Below are 14212 nucleotides of genomic sequence, written 5' to 3' on the forward strand. Positions count from 1 at the left end.
CCATGCCATTGACTCAAAGTAGCCATATAGGCACTCACAGCAACTTTTCAGAGATTCTCGCTACGCTCACCCACGGTACAAGTGCTCCACAAAGGACGTACCAGGCAAAGCGCTTCATGTTTTCGAGTGGGAGTGTGCGTGGTCTTCAAGAGAATGCTGGGTGTGTTCGGCGTCGGGGGGCCGAGCGTCGACACGGTACTGCCCGATCCGAACACCCGTCCCGGCCTGCCGCTGGCGGGACAGGTTAATCTCACCGGCGGCAATCACGATGTCGAGATCGCCGAGATCGCGGTCGGGCTCGTCACCCGCGTCGAGGTCGAGGGCGGCGATGCGGAGTACGACGCGGCCACCGAGTTCCACCGGGCGGGTATCACCGGCGGGCTGATCCTCCGCGAGGGGCAGCAACTATCGGTGCCGTTCCAGATCATCATGCCGTGGGAGACCCCGGTCACCGACCTGCACGGCCAGCGCCTGCACGGCATGACCATGGGCCTGCGCACCGAGGTCGCGATCTCCGGCGCGGTCGACAAGGGCGACCTCGACCCGGTGTACGTGCACCCGCTGCCGGCCCAGGAACGCATCCTGGACGGCTTCGCCCGCCTCGGGTTCACGTTCAAGGGCGCGGACCTGGAAGTCGGCCGCATTCACGGCCTGCCGCAGACGCTGCCGTTCTACCAGGAGATCGAGTTCTTCGCGGCACCGCAGTACGCGCACGCCGTCCGCGAGGTCGAGCTGACGTTCGTCACCACGCCCGCCGCGGTCGAGGTGGTGTTGGAGTTCGACAAGCGCGGCGGCATCTTCACCGGCGGCCCCGACGCGTTCTCCCGCTACACGCTCACCCACGGCGAGGCCGACGGCCGGGACTGGGCCGCACAGGTCGACGCATGGGTGCGTGAGGCGGTCGAACGCCACCAGAGTCACCACGTGCCGCACCAGCCGGTCCACGGCGGCGGATACCCACCCCCGCCACCCGGATACGGTGCCGCCCCGGCCTACGGCGCGCCAGGACATGCGCCCGGGTGCGGACACGGCGGCGGGTACGGCGTGCCCGCATACGGCCACGGCGGCGGCCATAAGGACCAGCACCACGGCCATGGGCACGACGAACACAGCCACGGCGGCGGGCCGGGCATGGGCGGCGTGATCGCCGGCGCGGTCGGCGGCGCCGCACTCGGCTTCGCCGGCGGCATGGTCGCCGACGAGGTCTTCGACTCCTTCACAGACGACGATGACGACGCCGAGGCCGAGGCCGACGTCGAGGAATAAGCCGGCCGCGGCGACCCGCCGCGGTTCCATATCCACAAACGATCATGGAGGATCAATGCCGATCACCGCTAACCTGGCCAAGGCCGTCGACAAGGCCTATCAGGACAAGTCTCTGACCGAGCTCGTCGACGCCCCTGTCTCCGCGCTCGCCGGCGTCAGTGACAACGACGCGGAACTGCTGAAGAAGGCTTTCAACATCAGCACCGTCGGCGACCTGGGCCGCAGCCCGTACTTCCGCACCGCCGCGGCCCTCGTCGACCTGTCGACGGCGGATCACTAACCCTTGCGGTAGAGCGCGGGCCGCGCCGTGACTCCGCGGCCGGCCCGTCTCACCACCCCGGTGGGATCCCACCGTCGGATAACCTATCCCCAGCAGCGCCGACCTTGGTCGGAAACATGAGGCTCGGCCGGTGGCTGACCGTGTACTGCGCCGCCTGGTCGGTGACCGGGCTGACGTCGATCGGATACAGCGCGGCGCCGGCGTTGCCGGTGGCGCTGGCGGTCGGGGTTTTGTCCGGGCTGGCTAGCCCAGCGGCTGCGGTGACGCTGCGGACGCGGCTGGCCGACTTCGCCCCGGATCAGCGACTGCGGCTGATCACCGTCGACCAGACCGTCATCCGGGCGGCGGGCACCGCAGGCATGCTGACACTCCCGCTGGCCGTGGACGCGGCGCCGGCGTCCGCGTTCGCCGGCGCCGGACTGCTACTGCTGGCCGCGGCCGGGATCGGCCGGCCGCCGGCCGGCGTGTGGTCTCGATACCTGCCGGTGAGCCGGTCGCCACTCGGACCTGACCTACCGTGCGTCCCGCGACCGGCGTGGTCGCGGGACGCACGGGCCGTTGGCAGGGCGCGTTCATGCGTCGTGGCTGGCGCGGCGGCTCAACCGTGCAGGACGCGAAAGCCACGCCGGCGCCGGATCTGGTCAACGGATCTGATCCTGGCCGCGCTCGAGTACGGTATCTGGTCGCGTGATCTACGCGACGGGCAACTGATCCACCATAGCGACCGCGGGTCCAACTTCACGTCGTTCCGTTTCTCGAAACGGTTACGTGACAGCGGAATCCTGCCCTCAATGGGCTCGGTCGGCGTCTCCTACGACAACGGTCTCATGGAGAACTTCTGGTCCATCCTGAAGATCGAACTGGTCTACCGGAAGTCGTGGCGGACCCGCGACGAAGCCGAGAACGCGATCTTCGAGTACATCGAGACATCTCACCAACGGTGCGTGTCAAGCGGCAGCAGTTACGGGGTCCGTAAAGGCTCTCGCCGGGTCGTGAACGGTGTTGTGTTGCAGGCAGTAATGCAGCTTGCCGAGCATGAGGTTGAACAACCGGCGCAGCGCGGCGACGTGTCGGTCGCCGGTTTGCCTACGGGCTCTATAGCGAGCGTTCCAGTGCGGGTCGTGCCGCACCGCGGCCAGCGCCCACACGTATCCGGTAGCGGCGATCCGGTCGTCCTTCGCGCGGCGGGCATGCACGAAGCTGCTCTTGCCTGACGCCCTGGTTGCCGGGGCCGCGCCAGCGAACGCCCGAAGCGCTCGTGCGTCGGCGAACCTGCCCCGGTCGTCGCCGATTTCCGCCAGCAGCCGCGCGCCCAGCTGGACCCCGAGTCCCGGCACACTGGTGACGATCTTCGCGTCAGGGTGCGCTGTGAACATCTCACCGATGCGCGGCTCTAGCCGTTCCAACGTTCGCAGAGCGCATCGAGCTGCCCGACCAGGCCCAGCAGCTGCAGCCCCATCGCGTCTTCCACTGCCGCGGACTGGCGCATCTGCTTGCTGCTCAAGTGCGCATGAAGCTGGGCCGCCTCTGCGGCGATGCCGCGCTGGCGGCCAGCAGCGCGCAGCAACGACGCCAGCTCGTCGACGGTCAACGCGGCCGCGGCCTCCGGCGTGGACGCCGCGGTCAGAACGGCCCGTGCGGCCGGCGAGTCGAGCCGGTGTCGACCACCGCGCTCGAACGCGGCCAGCGCGAGCGACTCCAGGAGATCCTGGACCGCTGCCCGGAGCTACAATCCGCTGTCGAACTGGTCCGCTCGTTCGCAATAGGCTGTCCTACCTGTGTCAAGGACAGGCTCGACCGACAGCGGGCCGCCAAACTCGGTGCATGAGCTTCGATGTGTTCCGATGCGTATCGGTCGATCGCAAAGTGTGTCTGACGCACATCGCCCACCGTGAGAATTCCACGGGGTCCGGCCCGCATCCCGCGCTGGTAGCCGGAATACCACCACCGCCGATCTCTGAATGTGGTCGGTGAATCAGCGGAGAATGGTCGGATTCCGGAGCCGTCTGTCCGGCCCGGTCCCGGTCACCAGGTGCGAAGGGTTTGAGAAGTTCGCATGATCGAGATATTTGCGCTGCTCGGTGGGCTGAGCGCGACCGGTTCGGCCTGCATCAGCATCACGGGTATTGTATTCGACACCCGCCGGTCGGCACGTCGCCCGGCCTCTCGGACCCTGCGATTCCTGGCGATGGCCGTCATCGGTGGGGCGCGTTGCCTTCCTCGTCGAGTAGGAAACACGGTGCTGGATGCCTTCGCGCCGTTCTGGTTGTTTCTGACGACGGCATTCTGGTTGTTTCTCCTGCTGCTCGGGATCGGACTGCTCGGCCTTTTCGCCGAGCTGATGACCGTGCGGGTGTATCCGATGCGGCCGTCTCTCACGCCGCAGTCGGTCCTTGCCGTGGTGTGCGGCGCCGCGCTGCTGCCGCCGGTCGGGCTGGCCCTCGCCACGGCGTGCGTCTATCTCGGCACGTACGTCTGCGCGTACCGGCGGCGCGAGCGCGAGGTGGCCCGGATCGCCGTCGAGCTGACCCATCATCTGGACCCGGACCGGCTGGCGGCCAGCTGCGCGCACCCGGCCGCCGGGCCCCGGACGGACCGGCTGCTGGCCGAGTGGACGGATTGGCTGACCGATCTGCAGTCCAGCCATCTGAACTGCCCGGCGCTGATCTACTCCGCCTCGCGCGGCACGCTGACCTGGCCACGAGCCGCCGTGGCGGTGCTGGACGCGGCGGCTCTGCTGCGCGCGGTGGCGCCCTCGCACAGCCCGCCGCAGATCCCGGTCCTGCTCGCTGCCGGCACCCGGTGCCTGCAGGAGATCGCCTGGAAGGCGGGGCTGGTCGCCGGTGGAGCGGCGGTGAGCCTGGAGTACCGGGAGGAGCGCTCGTTCAGCGACTCGGTGCGGCTCGTGGTCGGCGCCGGGGTGCCCGAGGAACAGGATCGACAGGACACCTGGGCGGCGTTCCAGCGGATGCGCTCGGCGTACGCGCCGTACGCCACGGCCCTGGAATTCCGGTTCCTGCACCGGGCCGGCTGAATCCGCGAAGCCGACTCCGTGCAATCGGCATTGGCCGTTCCGCACCGGGGTCACATACTTCAGGAAGCCGGTTTCCGAAGCGCAGGTAATCGTCCGCCGATCGGCCGCACGGCGGATCCAGTATCGGGAGAACGAGATGCTGTTCTACGTCCAGATGAAATGGAATCACGAGGGTCGTATCACGCTCGACGAGCTGTGGGAGATCGAGGCCGAAGAGGCCGAACACGCGCAGGAGACGGTCGATTCCGGATTCTGTGTCGGTATCTGGAAGGTGGCCGCGCAGAAGCGGGTCATCGCGATTATCGAGTCGCCCGACGCGGAGGAACTCGACCGCACCGCGCTCGGCCGGCTGCCGATGCGCGAGTACCTCGAGTTCGAGGCGGTCTGGCCGCTGCGGGACTACCTCGGGTTCGCCGCCGACGTCCGCGAGCGGTACAAGGTCTGAGACAGGAGCGTCGCATGATTCACCAGATGATCTTCGCGTACCCGAAGCCGGGCATGAGCGAGGAGGAGTTCCAGCGCTACTGGCTCGAGGTCCACGCGGTCCGCTACGCCAGCAAGATCCCACAGATCCGCAAGTACATGATCGACACCCGGCTGCCCTGGGGCGGTGAGCCGCTGTGGAGCGGCGTCGCCGAGATCTGGCTCGCCAACGAGGAGGAGCAGCTGGCCTCCCTGCAGACCGACGAGTTCCTGCAGGGCGCCCGGCTCGACGAGCCGCGCTGGGCGGCGTTCTGGCGCACCGTCGTGCTGGACACCGACGCGCACGTGCTCGCCGAGCCGCCCCGGCACACCGGCACAGGTCCGGGCGTCAAGCTGATCCGCCTGGTCAAGCGCAAGGAGGGCGTCTCCCTCGCCGCCTTCCGGGAGCTGAGCCTCGGCAAGCACGTCGAACTGGTCCAGGCGGTGCCGGGCCTGCGCGGTTACCTGCAGGGGCACACCCGCGACGGGGCGTACGGCATCGGTGAGGCCGTGCTGGACGCGGCGTACCAGCTCTGGTTCGACGATCTGGAGTCGCTCGACGCGGCGCTGGCGTCGCCCGAGTTCCGGGAGGCGGAGGACGAGCTGCTCACCTTCGTCGAGCCGCGGTACGTCCACCAGCTGGCCACCCGGGAGCACTGGATCATCGGGCCGGAGAGCCGCTGACCAGACCCTCCACCCCTCCGGCCGCGGACTTCGCCCAGTGCGGACTCCGCGGCCGGGCCTTTTCCCGGCACTACCGAGGAGCACGATGACTGTCACGGAGGCACCACGCCCGGCCCCGGCGCGCCCGGCCCGGCCGCAACCGGAGTGGTACAAGCGCGCCATCTTCTACGAGGTCCTGGTCCGGGCGTTCCAGGACTCGGACGGCAACGGCACCGGCGACCTGCGCGGGCTGGCCGGCCGGCTCGACTATCTGCAGTGGCTGGGCGTCGACTGCGTCTGGCTGCCGCCCTTCTACGCCTCCCCGCTGCGCGACGGGGGTTACGACATCAGCGACTTCCGTGCCGTGCTGCCCGAGTTCGGCACCGTGGAGGACTTCGTCCACCTGCTCGACGAGGCGCACCAGCGCGGCATCCGGGTGATCACCGATCTGGTGCTCAACCACACGTCGGACGCGCACCCCTGGTTCGTGGAGTCCCGGCACGACCCGGACGGGCCGTACGGTGACTTCTACGTCTGGTCCGACACCGACACCCGGTACCGGGACGCGCGGATCATCTTCGTCGACACCGAGGAGTCGAACTGGACGTACGACCCGGTTCGCGGGCAGTACTACTGGCACCGGTTCTTCTCCCACCAGCCCGACCTCAACTACGAGAACCCCGCGGTGATCGAGGCGATGCTCGAGGTCATGCGGTTCTGGCTGGACCTCGGCATCGACGGGTTCCGGCTGGACGCGGTCCCGTACCTGTACGAGGCGGAGGGCACCAACTGCGAGAACCTGCCGCGCACGCACGACTTCCTGCGCATGTGCCGCAAGGTCATCGACGACGAGTACGAGGACCGGGTGCTGCTCGCCGAGGCGAACCAGTGGCCGACCGACGTCGTGGAGTACTTCGGTGACGGCGACGAGTGCCACATGGCGTTCCACTTCCCGCTGATGCCCCGGATGTTCATGGCGCTGCGCCGGGAGAGCCGGTACCCGATCTCCGAGATGCTGGCCCGCACCCCGCGGATCCCGGACGGCAGCCAGTGGGGGATCTTCCTGCGCAACCACGACGAGCTGACCCTGGAGATGGTGACGCCGGTCGAGCGGGAGTACATGTACCGGGAGTACGCGCCGGAGCCGCGCATGCGCGCCAACGTCGGCATCCGCCGTCGGCTCGCCCCGCTGCTGGACAACGACCGCAACCAGTTGGAGCTGGTCACCGCCCTGCTGTTCAGCCTGCCCGGCTCGCCGGTGCTCTACTACGGCGACGAGATCGGCATGGGCGACAACATCTGGCTCAACGACCGGGACGCGGTACGCACCCCGATGCAGTGGACGCCGGACCGCAACGCCGGGTTCTCCACCTGCGACCCGGGCCGGATCTACCTGCCGGTGATCCTGGACCCGGTCTACGGCTACCAGGCGGTCAACGTGGAGGTGCAGGCCGGCTCCGCGAACAGCCTGCTGAACTGGACCCGGCGCATGATCGCCGTCCGGCGTGAGCACCCCGCGTTCGGCTGCGGCGACCACACCGAGCTGGAGTCGTCGAACCCGAGCGTGCTGGTGGTCCGGCGGCACTACGACGGCGACGACGCGCACGAGGCCGCCGACACCGTCCTGTGCCTGTTCAACCTCTCCCGGCACCCGCAGCCGGTCGAGGTGCGGATCCCGGCCGAGGACACCGGCCAGGAGTTCGTCGAGCTGACCGGCGCGGTGCCGTTCGGCCCGGTACGGTCCCGGGCCCGCTTCACGCTGCCCGGGCACGGTTTCCTCTGGCTCGGCCTGCGTCCGGCGGCCGAGGGGGCGTCTTGAGCGCTCCGGCCGCCGCACCGGTCCGGCCCGACCCGGTCTCCGCGGAACTCGCCGCCGCACTGTGCCGCTGGCTGCCGGCCCGGCGCTGGTCCGGCCTGGCCGGGCGGACCGTGTCGCACGTCGAGACCCTGGCGTGGATCCCGATCGCGCCGGCCGGCGGCGCCGAGACCGCGGACGGCGCGCTCGTCGTGCTCGCCGCCCACCTGGACGACGGGGAGACGGTTCGGCTGCACGTGCCGCTCGGCCGGCGGCGGGACGCCTCGGCGGTCCCGGACGAGGACCTCGTGCTCTGGACCGGCCGGCACTGGGTCTTCGACGCGACCGCGGATCCGGAGCTGATGCGGCGGCTCGTCGCCATGATCCGGCGCGGCGACCGGGGCCCGGAGCTGGTCTGCACGGCCGAGCGGTCGCCGTACTGGCGGCCCGGCCGCGCGGCGACCGGTGTCCGGCGACTGGACGGCGAGCAGTCGAACACGTCACTGGTGATCGACGGCCGGATGATCCTGAAGCTGTTCCGGCGTCCGGGCCCGGGCCTCAACCCGGAGCTCGAGGTGCAGCGGCGGCTGCGGGCGGACGCCGGCATGCCGATCCCGGCGCTGCTCGGCGCGGCCGAGGCGCGACTGTCCGGCGGCCTGGCCACCCTGGCCGTGCTGACCCGGTACGTGCCGGGCGCCGTCGACGGCTGGCACCTGCTGCTCGACGACCTGGCCGGGCCGGAGCGCGGCGGCGCGGCGATCAGCGCCGCGGTCCGCGAACTCGGTGCGACCGTGGCCGGCATGCACCGCCGGCTGGCGGTCGCGTTCGGCTCCGCCCGGCTCACCGACGAGCTGCGCGCGGGCCTGCACACCGACCTCACCCGGCGGCTGAACGAGGCGGCCGGGGTCGCGCCGTCGCTGCGGCTCTACCTGCCGGCCCTGCGCGGTGTCCTGGCCCGGGCGGTGGCCGGACCGCCCGCCGGCCATGTCCAGCGGGTGCACGGCGACCTGCACCTCGGACAGGTGCTGCGCAGCGACGGCCGATGGCTGGTGATCGACTTCGAGGGCGAGCCGGCCGCGCCGGCCGTCGACCGGGTGGCCTGGCGCTCGCCGTGGCAGGACGTCGCCGGGATGCTGCGCTCGCTGGACTACGCGGCCGGGCACGCGGTTCTGGAGGGGGTGGTGCCGGTAGTGCCCGCCCGGGCCTGGGTGAGCCGGCTGCGCGGCGAGTTCCTGGCCGGGTACACCGCGGCCGCCGGCGCGGTGGGCGGTGCGCTGCTCGGCGCGTACGAGGTGGACAAGGCGGTCTACGAGGTCGTCTACGAACTGCGCAACCGTCCCGGGTGGACGGACATCCCGATGGCCGCGGTGCATCGCCTGGCCGGCTCATCGAGCCGTCCTCAACCTGGCGAGCGAGTCAGCGCCCGGAGCGGGTCGACGAGTTCCGGGGTGGCCGGTTCGGGCCAGGTCGAAGAAGGCTCATTCTCCGGCGACTGACCTGACGGAGTGCGGCGGCCGGGGATATCGACATCCGGAAGTAGCCCCGGCCGCCGCTCTTTTCCTTTTCAGGACCACCGCCGGCTGATTGAGTGGAATCACCGGTTAATCGCACGACGCTCGTGCGGAAAGGCACCCGGAAAAGCGTTAGTGAAAGGGAGAAGAAATGTCGAAGAAAATCCTCGCCGTACTCTCCGAGTACGGCTACTGGGGCGAGGAGCTGCTCGGCCCGCTGGTGGCCTTCGACCGGCAGGGGTACGGGGTGGTCTTCGCCACCCCGAACGGCAAGCGCCCACAGGCCCTGCCGCCGAGCCTCGACCCGGGCTACGTCGACCCGCCGCTCGGCCGGTCGGTCACCACGCCGGAGGTGGCGGTCGCCGCCCGCGAGCTCGACGAGTCCGACCGGCTGGCCTCCCCGGTGAGCCTGGCCGACTGGATCCCCGAGCGGCCCTACGACTCCGAGCCGAACGCGCTGCGCCTGATCGAGCGCTACTACCGTGAGCTGTCCACGCTGGACGAGGACATCGCGCAGTACGACGGCCTCGTCATCGTCGGTGGCAGCGGCCCGATCGTGGACCTCGCCAACAACGGCCGGGTGCACGAGCTGGTGCTGTCGTTCGTGCGCGCGGACAAGCCGATCCTGGCGCTCTGCTACGGCATCGCGGCGCTCGCCTTCGCCCGGGACTGGGACGACCGGTCCAGCATCATCTGGGGCAAGCACGTGACCGGGCACTGCAAGGAGTACGACTACAAGGACGGCACCGGCTTCCTGGGCGTCAACTTCAACATGGGCCCGCCGCCGTACCCGCTGGAGTACATCCTGCGCGACGCCACCGGCCCCGACGGCCGCTTCCACGGCAACGTCGGCAAGGAGACGTCGGTGATCGTCGACTATCCGTTCATCACCGCCCGGTCGACGCCGGACTCGTTCCTCGGCGGCGACAAGATGGTCGAGGTCCTGGAGTCGGGTCTGCGCCGCTTCGGCTGGTGAGCGGAATGCACGGGGAACCATCCGAGGGTGAGGATTTCGACGTGTATTCCAGACCCGGCAAGGTAGCGATTTTCGAACAGTTCGCGGCCGACGGAATCAACACGATGTTCGGCAATCCGGGAACGGTCGAGCAGGGCTTTCTGGACGTGCTGTCCGGCCTTCCCGGATTCGAGTACGTGCTGGCCCTGCAGGAGACCGTCGCGGTCGCCGCCGCCGACGGGTACGCCCGGGCCGCCGGCGCGCCGGGCCTCGTCCAGCTGCACACCGGTGTCGGGCTGGGCAACGGCATCGGCATGCTCTACCAGGCGAAGCGGGGCCACTCCCCGCTGGTCGTGATCGCCGGCGAGGCGGGCATCGCGTACGACGCGATGGACGCGCAGATGGCGGTGAACCTGGTCGACATGGCGCGCCCGGTGACCAAGTACGCGACCCGGGTGGTGCACCCGGAGTCGCTGCTGCGCACCATCCGCCGCGCCGTCAAGATCGCGATGACGCCGCCGCGCGGACCGGTCTTCGTCGCCCTGCCGATGGACGTGCTGGACGCGGAGACGACCGAGCCGGCGACGCCCAGCACCATCCCGAGCCGGGCGGTGGTGCCGGTGCCGGAGGAGCTGGACCGGGCCGCCGCGGCGCTGCGCCTGGCGGACAACCCGCTGGTCCTGATGGGCGACGGCGTCTCGGTCTCGCACGCGCAGGCGGAGCTCACCCGTGTCGCCGAGGCGCTCGGCGCACCGGTGTGGGGGGTGGACAACTCCGAGGTCAACATGGACGCCACCCACCCGCTCTACCGGGGCCAGCTGGGGCACATGTTCGGCGAGCACAGCGCCCGGATCGTCGGTGCCGCCGACGCGGTGCTGATCGTCGGCACGTACGTCTTCCCGGAGGTCTTCCCGTCCCTGGACAGCCCGTTCCGGGAGGGCGCCCGCATCGTCCACATCGATCTGGACGAGTGGGAGATCGCGAAGAACTTCCCGGCCACGGTGGCGCTCGTCGCCGACCCGAAACCGACCCTCGCGGCCCTCGCCGAGCGGCTGGAACGCGACGGTGCCGTCCCGGCCGGCATCCCCGCCGGCCCGGGGTGGACCCGGACCCGCCCGGCCGACGACGCGCCGATGATCGAACTGTTCGCCGCGGAACTGGCGGCGCACGGCGGCGACGACCTGATCGTCTTCGACGAGGCGCTGACCGCCTCGCCGGGCCTGCTGCAGCAGTTGCCGGCGCGCAACCCGGGAAGCTACTTCCTGACCCGGGGCGGCTCGCTCGGCATCGGCATCCCGGGTGCGATCGGTGCGAAGCTCGCCCGCCCGGAGGCGCGGGTGGTCGGGTTCACCGGCGACGGCGGCAGCATGTACACGGTCCAGGCGCTCTGGACGGCCGCCCGGCACGACGTGGACGCCAAGTTCGTCATCTGCAACAACCACCGGTACCAGCTGCTCGACCTGAACATCGAGCAGTACTGGCGGGAGCGGGGCATCGAGCCGCACGAGCACCCGGACGGCTTCGACCTGTCCCGGCCGGAGATCGACTTCGCGGCGCTGGCCCGCAGCCTCGGCGTGCCGGGGGAGCGGGTGCAGAAACCGGACGAGGTGGCCGGCGCGGTGCAGCGGATGCTCGCGCACACCGGGCCGTACCTCGTCGATCTCGTCACCGGATGACCGGTCGCCCTCCGCCCGGGCGCGTCCCCGGGCGGAGGGCGCCCACCACCAGCCACGATCCAGGAAGCCGGTTACCGACCATGGTTGACATCATCCTTCGCCCGGAGGGGCAACTGGCCGGACGAGCGGTCGCGATCCTGATGGAGAGCGACTACGTCGAGCCGGAGATCGACTACTACCGCCGGCGGTTCGCCGAGGAGGGCGCCGAGGTCGACCTCCTGACCCGCCTCTGGGGCGAGCCCCGCCTGACCTTCTCCGGCCACGAGCACGGCCTGCCGATCACCGTGGACGGGGACCTGGAGGCGCTCGACGCCGCCGCGCTGCGCCGGTACGACGCGCTCATCGTGCCGTCCGGCATGGTCGCCGACCGTCTCCGGTACGCCGAGACCGCCGGCGACCTCTCGCCCGCCGTCCGGCTGCTGCGCACCGCGTTCGCCGAGCCGAGCGTCCTCAAAGGAGTGATTTGCCACGGGATGTGGCTGCTCGCGCCGATCCCCGACGTGGTCCGCGGCCGCCCCGTCACCTGCCACCACAACCTGGTGCACGACGTGCGCAACATGGGCGCGCACTACGCCGACCAGGACGTCGTCGTCGACGGCGATCTGGTCACCGCCCGATCGGCCGATCACTGTCACGTCTTCGCCCGCACGCTGATCGACCTGATCGCCGCCCGCGCCGCACGCCGCGACCGGCGGTGGTGGCGGGCCAGCGTGCCGACCCGCAGGGAGGTCTCCGGTGCCTGAGTCATCGCGCCACCGCCTGACCGTGTCCGACCTGGTCACCGGCTACGTAACCGCGCACGACCCGGTCCGCCGCCTGATCGGCCTGCGCACGTCCGATCAGACCGCGGTCTCGGTCCGGTACTCGCCCGAGGTGTACGCCGAGCACCTGCGCAACCTCGGCGAGCCGGCCCGCGCGGCCACCTCCGACCTCGGCGCGCTGCTCGTCCCGGGCCGGCACCTGTTCGCGTACGGCATCCTCGACCTGCCGGACGGCGAGTTCGAGGCGCACCGGCTGGTCGTCTCCGGCGAGGCGGGCGGCGACTTCCCGTTCGAGCGGCCGCAGTGGTGGCCGGCGCAGGTGCGTGAGCTGGCCCGCTTCTACCGGCGGGCGCAGTTCGGCGACGGGCCGGTGGACATGCGCGACTACCGGACGGTGCTGCGGCTCGGCGGCGACAAGGCCGACTCGTTCCTGCAGGAGACCGACACGCTGTCCCGGCTGATCTACGGGATGAGCACCGCGTTCCTGCTCACCGGCGAGGAGGACCTGCTGTCGGTCGCCGAGGCGGGCACCGCGTACCTGCGCGAGCACATGCGCTTCGTCGACCGCGACCACGACGTCGTCTACTGGTACCACGGCATCGACGTGCGCGACGGCACCGAGGTGAAGCTCTTCACGTCCGAGTTCGGCGACGACTACGCGGCGATCCCGGCGTACGAGCAGATCTACGCGCTCGTCGGGCTGACCCAGACGTACCGGCTGACCGGCGACCCGGCGATCCTCGCGGACATCGAGGCGACGCTGCGGCTGATCCGCCGGTTCTTCCACGACCCGGAGCACGGCGGCTGGTTCTCCCACCTGGACCCGTTCGACCTGAGCCCGGACCACGAATCGCTGCGGCACAACCGGATGCGCAAGAACTGGAACTCGATCGGTGACCACGCGCCCGCGTACCTGATCAACCTGTACCTGGCCACCGGCCGGCCGGAGTACGCGGACATGCTCGTCGAGTCCGCGGACCTGATCGTGTCCCGGTTCGCCGAGCCGGGCAGCCCGTTCGTGCAGGAGCGCTTCCACGCCGACTGGACGCCGGACCGGGCCTGGGGCTGGCAGCAGGACCGCGCGGTGGTCGGGCACAACCTCAAGATCGCGTGGAACCTGATGCGGCTGTCGGCGCTGCGGCCGGACCCGGCGTACCGGCGGCTCGCGGAGCGGATCGGGCGCAGCATGCCCGGCCTCGGCGCCGACCTGCGCCGCGGCGGCTGGTACGACGTGCTGGACCGGACCCCGTCCGACTCCGGCCGGCACCGGTTCACCTGGCACGACCGCAAGGCGTGGTGGCAGCAGGAGCAGGGCATCCTGGCGTACCTGATCCTGGCCGGGCACACCGGCGACGCCGAGTATCTGCGCCAGGCCCGCGAGTCGGCGGCGTTCTACAACGCGTTCTTCCTCGACCACGACGAGGGCGGCGTCTACTTCAACGTGCTGGCCAACGGCCTGCCGTACCTGCTCGGCGACGAGCGCCTCAAGGGCAGCCACTCGATGAGCATGTACCACGCCACCGAGCTCGGCCTGCTCGCCACCGTCTACCAGCGGCTGCTGATCCGCCGCGAGCCGATGGACCTGTGGTTCCGGCCGCGCCCGGACGGCTTCGCGGACCGCCGGCTGCGTGTCGCGCCCGACCTGTTGCCCCCCGGCCGGGTCCGGCTGGCCGCCGTCGAGGTGGACGGCCACCCCTACCACGACTTCGATCCGGCGACGATGCACGTCACCCTGCCCCGCTCCGCCACCGACCTGGTGGTCCGGGCCCGGCTGGTCGGCGTCGAGTGACCGGCACCGAACGGAGGCGA

At 70.4% G+C, this 14212-nt stretch carries 13 protein-coding genes and 1 pseudogene; 12 read left to right on the forward strand and 2 right to left on the reverse strand.

Features of this window, described 5'->3' with window-relative positions:
• Positions 1 to 138: 138 nt before the first annotated feature.
• The 3 genes from J2S44_RS38940 (at position 139) to J2S44_RS38950 (ending at position 2760) form a co-directional block, all read left to right on the forward strand.
• A complete protein-coding gene (locus J2S44_RS38940) occupies positions 139 to 1266 on the forward strand; it encodes a sporulation protein (RefSeq protein ID WP_310424950.1) in 1128 nt (375 codons plus the stop codon).
• Between the two features lie 55 nt (positions 1267 to 1321).
• Positions 1322 to 1546, forward strand: a complete 225-nt coding sequence (locus J2S44_RS38945; RefSeq protein WP_310424952.1) for a hypothetical protein — start codon at positions 1322 to 1324, stop codon at positions 1544 to 1546.
• An 827-nt stretch (positions 1547 to 2373) separates the two neighbouring features.
• Positions 2374 to 2760, forward strand: coding sequence for an IS3 family transposase (locus J2S44_RS38950; RefSeq protein WP_310430115.1), 387 nt, complete (start codon positions 2374 to 2376; stop codon positions 2758 to 2760).
• On the opposite strand, the pseudogene J2S44_RS38955 reads toward J2S44_RS38950, so the two are convergent.
• Both J2S44_RS38955 and J2S44_RS38960 read right to left on the reverse strand, forming a co-directional pair.
• Positions 2701 to 2922 (reverse strand): annotated as a pseudogene (locus J2S44_RS38955) (transposase); the annotation flags it as partial. The gene J2S44_RS38950 and the pseudogene J2S44_RS38955 sit on opposite strands and share 60 nt — an antisense overlap.
• Before the next feature lie 17 nt (positions 2923 to 2939).
• Entirely contained in the window at positions 2940 to 3137 is a 198-nt protein-coding gene (locus J2S44_RS38960; protein WP_310424954.1) for a hypothetical protein, read from the reverse strand.
• 648 nt (positions 3138 to 3785) lie between these two features.
• Between J2S44_RS38960 and J2S44_RS38965 the strand changes: the two genes are divergently transcribed.
• The 9 genes from J2S44_RS38965 to J2S44_RS39005 all read left to right on the forward strand — a co-directional run bounded on the left by J2S44_RS38965 (position 3786) and on the right by J2S44_RS39005 (position 14192).
• A complete protein-coding gene (locus tag J2S44_RS38965) occupies positions 3786 to 4580 on the forward strand; it encodes a hypothetical protein (RefSeq protein ID WP_310424956.1) in 795 nt (264 codons plus the stop codon).
• 136 nt (positions 4581 to 4716) lie between these two features.
• Entirely contained in the window at positions 4717 to 5025 is a 309-nt protein-coding gene (locus tag J2S44_RS38970) for a muconolactone Delta-isomerase family protein (RefSeq protein WP_310424958.1), read from the forward strand.
• Between the two features lie 14 nt (positions 5026 to 5039).
• The gene (locus tag J2S44_RS38975) at positions 5040 to 5726 is read left to right on the forward strand and encodes an EthD domain-containing protein (protein WP_310424961.1); all 687 of its coding nucleotides are present in this window, start codon (positions 5040 to 5042) and stop codon (positions 5724 to 5726) included.
• 85 nt (positions 5727 to 5811) lie between these two features.
• Complete coding sequence (gene treS, locus J2S44_RS38980; RefSeq protein ID WP_310424963.1) at positions 5812 to 7524, forward strand: maltose alpha-D-glucosyltransferase; 1713 nt, start codon at positions 5812 to 5814, stop codon at positions 7522 to 7524.
• On the forward strand, positions 7521 to 8996 hold the full coding sequence (locus tag J2S44_RS38985; protein WP_310424966.1) for a maltokinase N-terminal cap-like domain-containing protein: 1476 nt from the start codon (positions 7521 to 7523) through the stop codon (positions 8994 to 8996). The genes treS and J2S44_RS38985 overlap by 4 nt, the downstream gene beginning before the upstream one ends.
• A gap of 166 nt (positions 8997 to 9162) precedes the next feature.
• Positions 9163 to 9987 (forward strand): type 1 glutamine amidotransferase domain-containing protein, encoded by an 825-nt coding sequence (locus J2S44_RS38990; protein ID WP_310424969.1) that lies wholly within the window; start codon positions 9163 to 9165, stop codon positions 9985 to 9987.
• Between the two features lie 41 nt (positions 9988 to 10028).
• Positions 10029 to 11642, forward strand: a complete 1614-nt coding sequence (locus tag J2S44_RS38995; protein WP_310424972.1) for a thiamine pyrophosphate-binding protein — start codon at positions 10029 to 10031, stop codon at positions 11640 to 11642.
• Between the two features lie 80 nt (positions 11643 to 11722).
• Positions 11723 to 12385: a DJ-1/PfpI family protein gene (locus tag J2S44_RS39000; protein ID WP_310424974.1), complete on the forward strand. Its 663-nt coding sequence runs from the start codon at positions 11723 to 11725 to the stop codon at positions 12383 to 12385.
• Positions 12378 to 14192 (forward strand): AGE family epimerase/isomerase, encoded by a 1815-nt coding sequence (locus tag J2S44_RS39005; RefSeq protein WP_310424977.1) that lies wholly within the window; start codon positions 12378 to 12380, stop codon positions 14190 to 14192. Before J2S44_RS39000 ends, J2S44_RS39005 begins: the two co-directional genes overlap by 8 nt.
• Positions 14193 to 14212 lie beyond the last annotated feature (20 nt).

Origin of the sequence: Catenuloplanes niger, from assembly GCF_031458255.1 — a bacterium.
Lineage (GTDB): Bacteria > Actinomycetota > Actinomycetes > Mycobacteriales > Micromonosporaceae > Catenuloplanes > Catenuloplanes niger.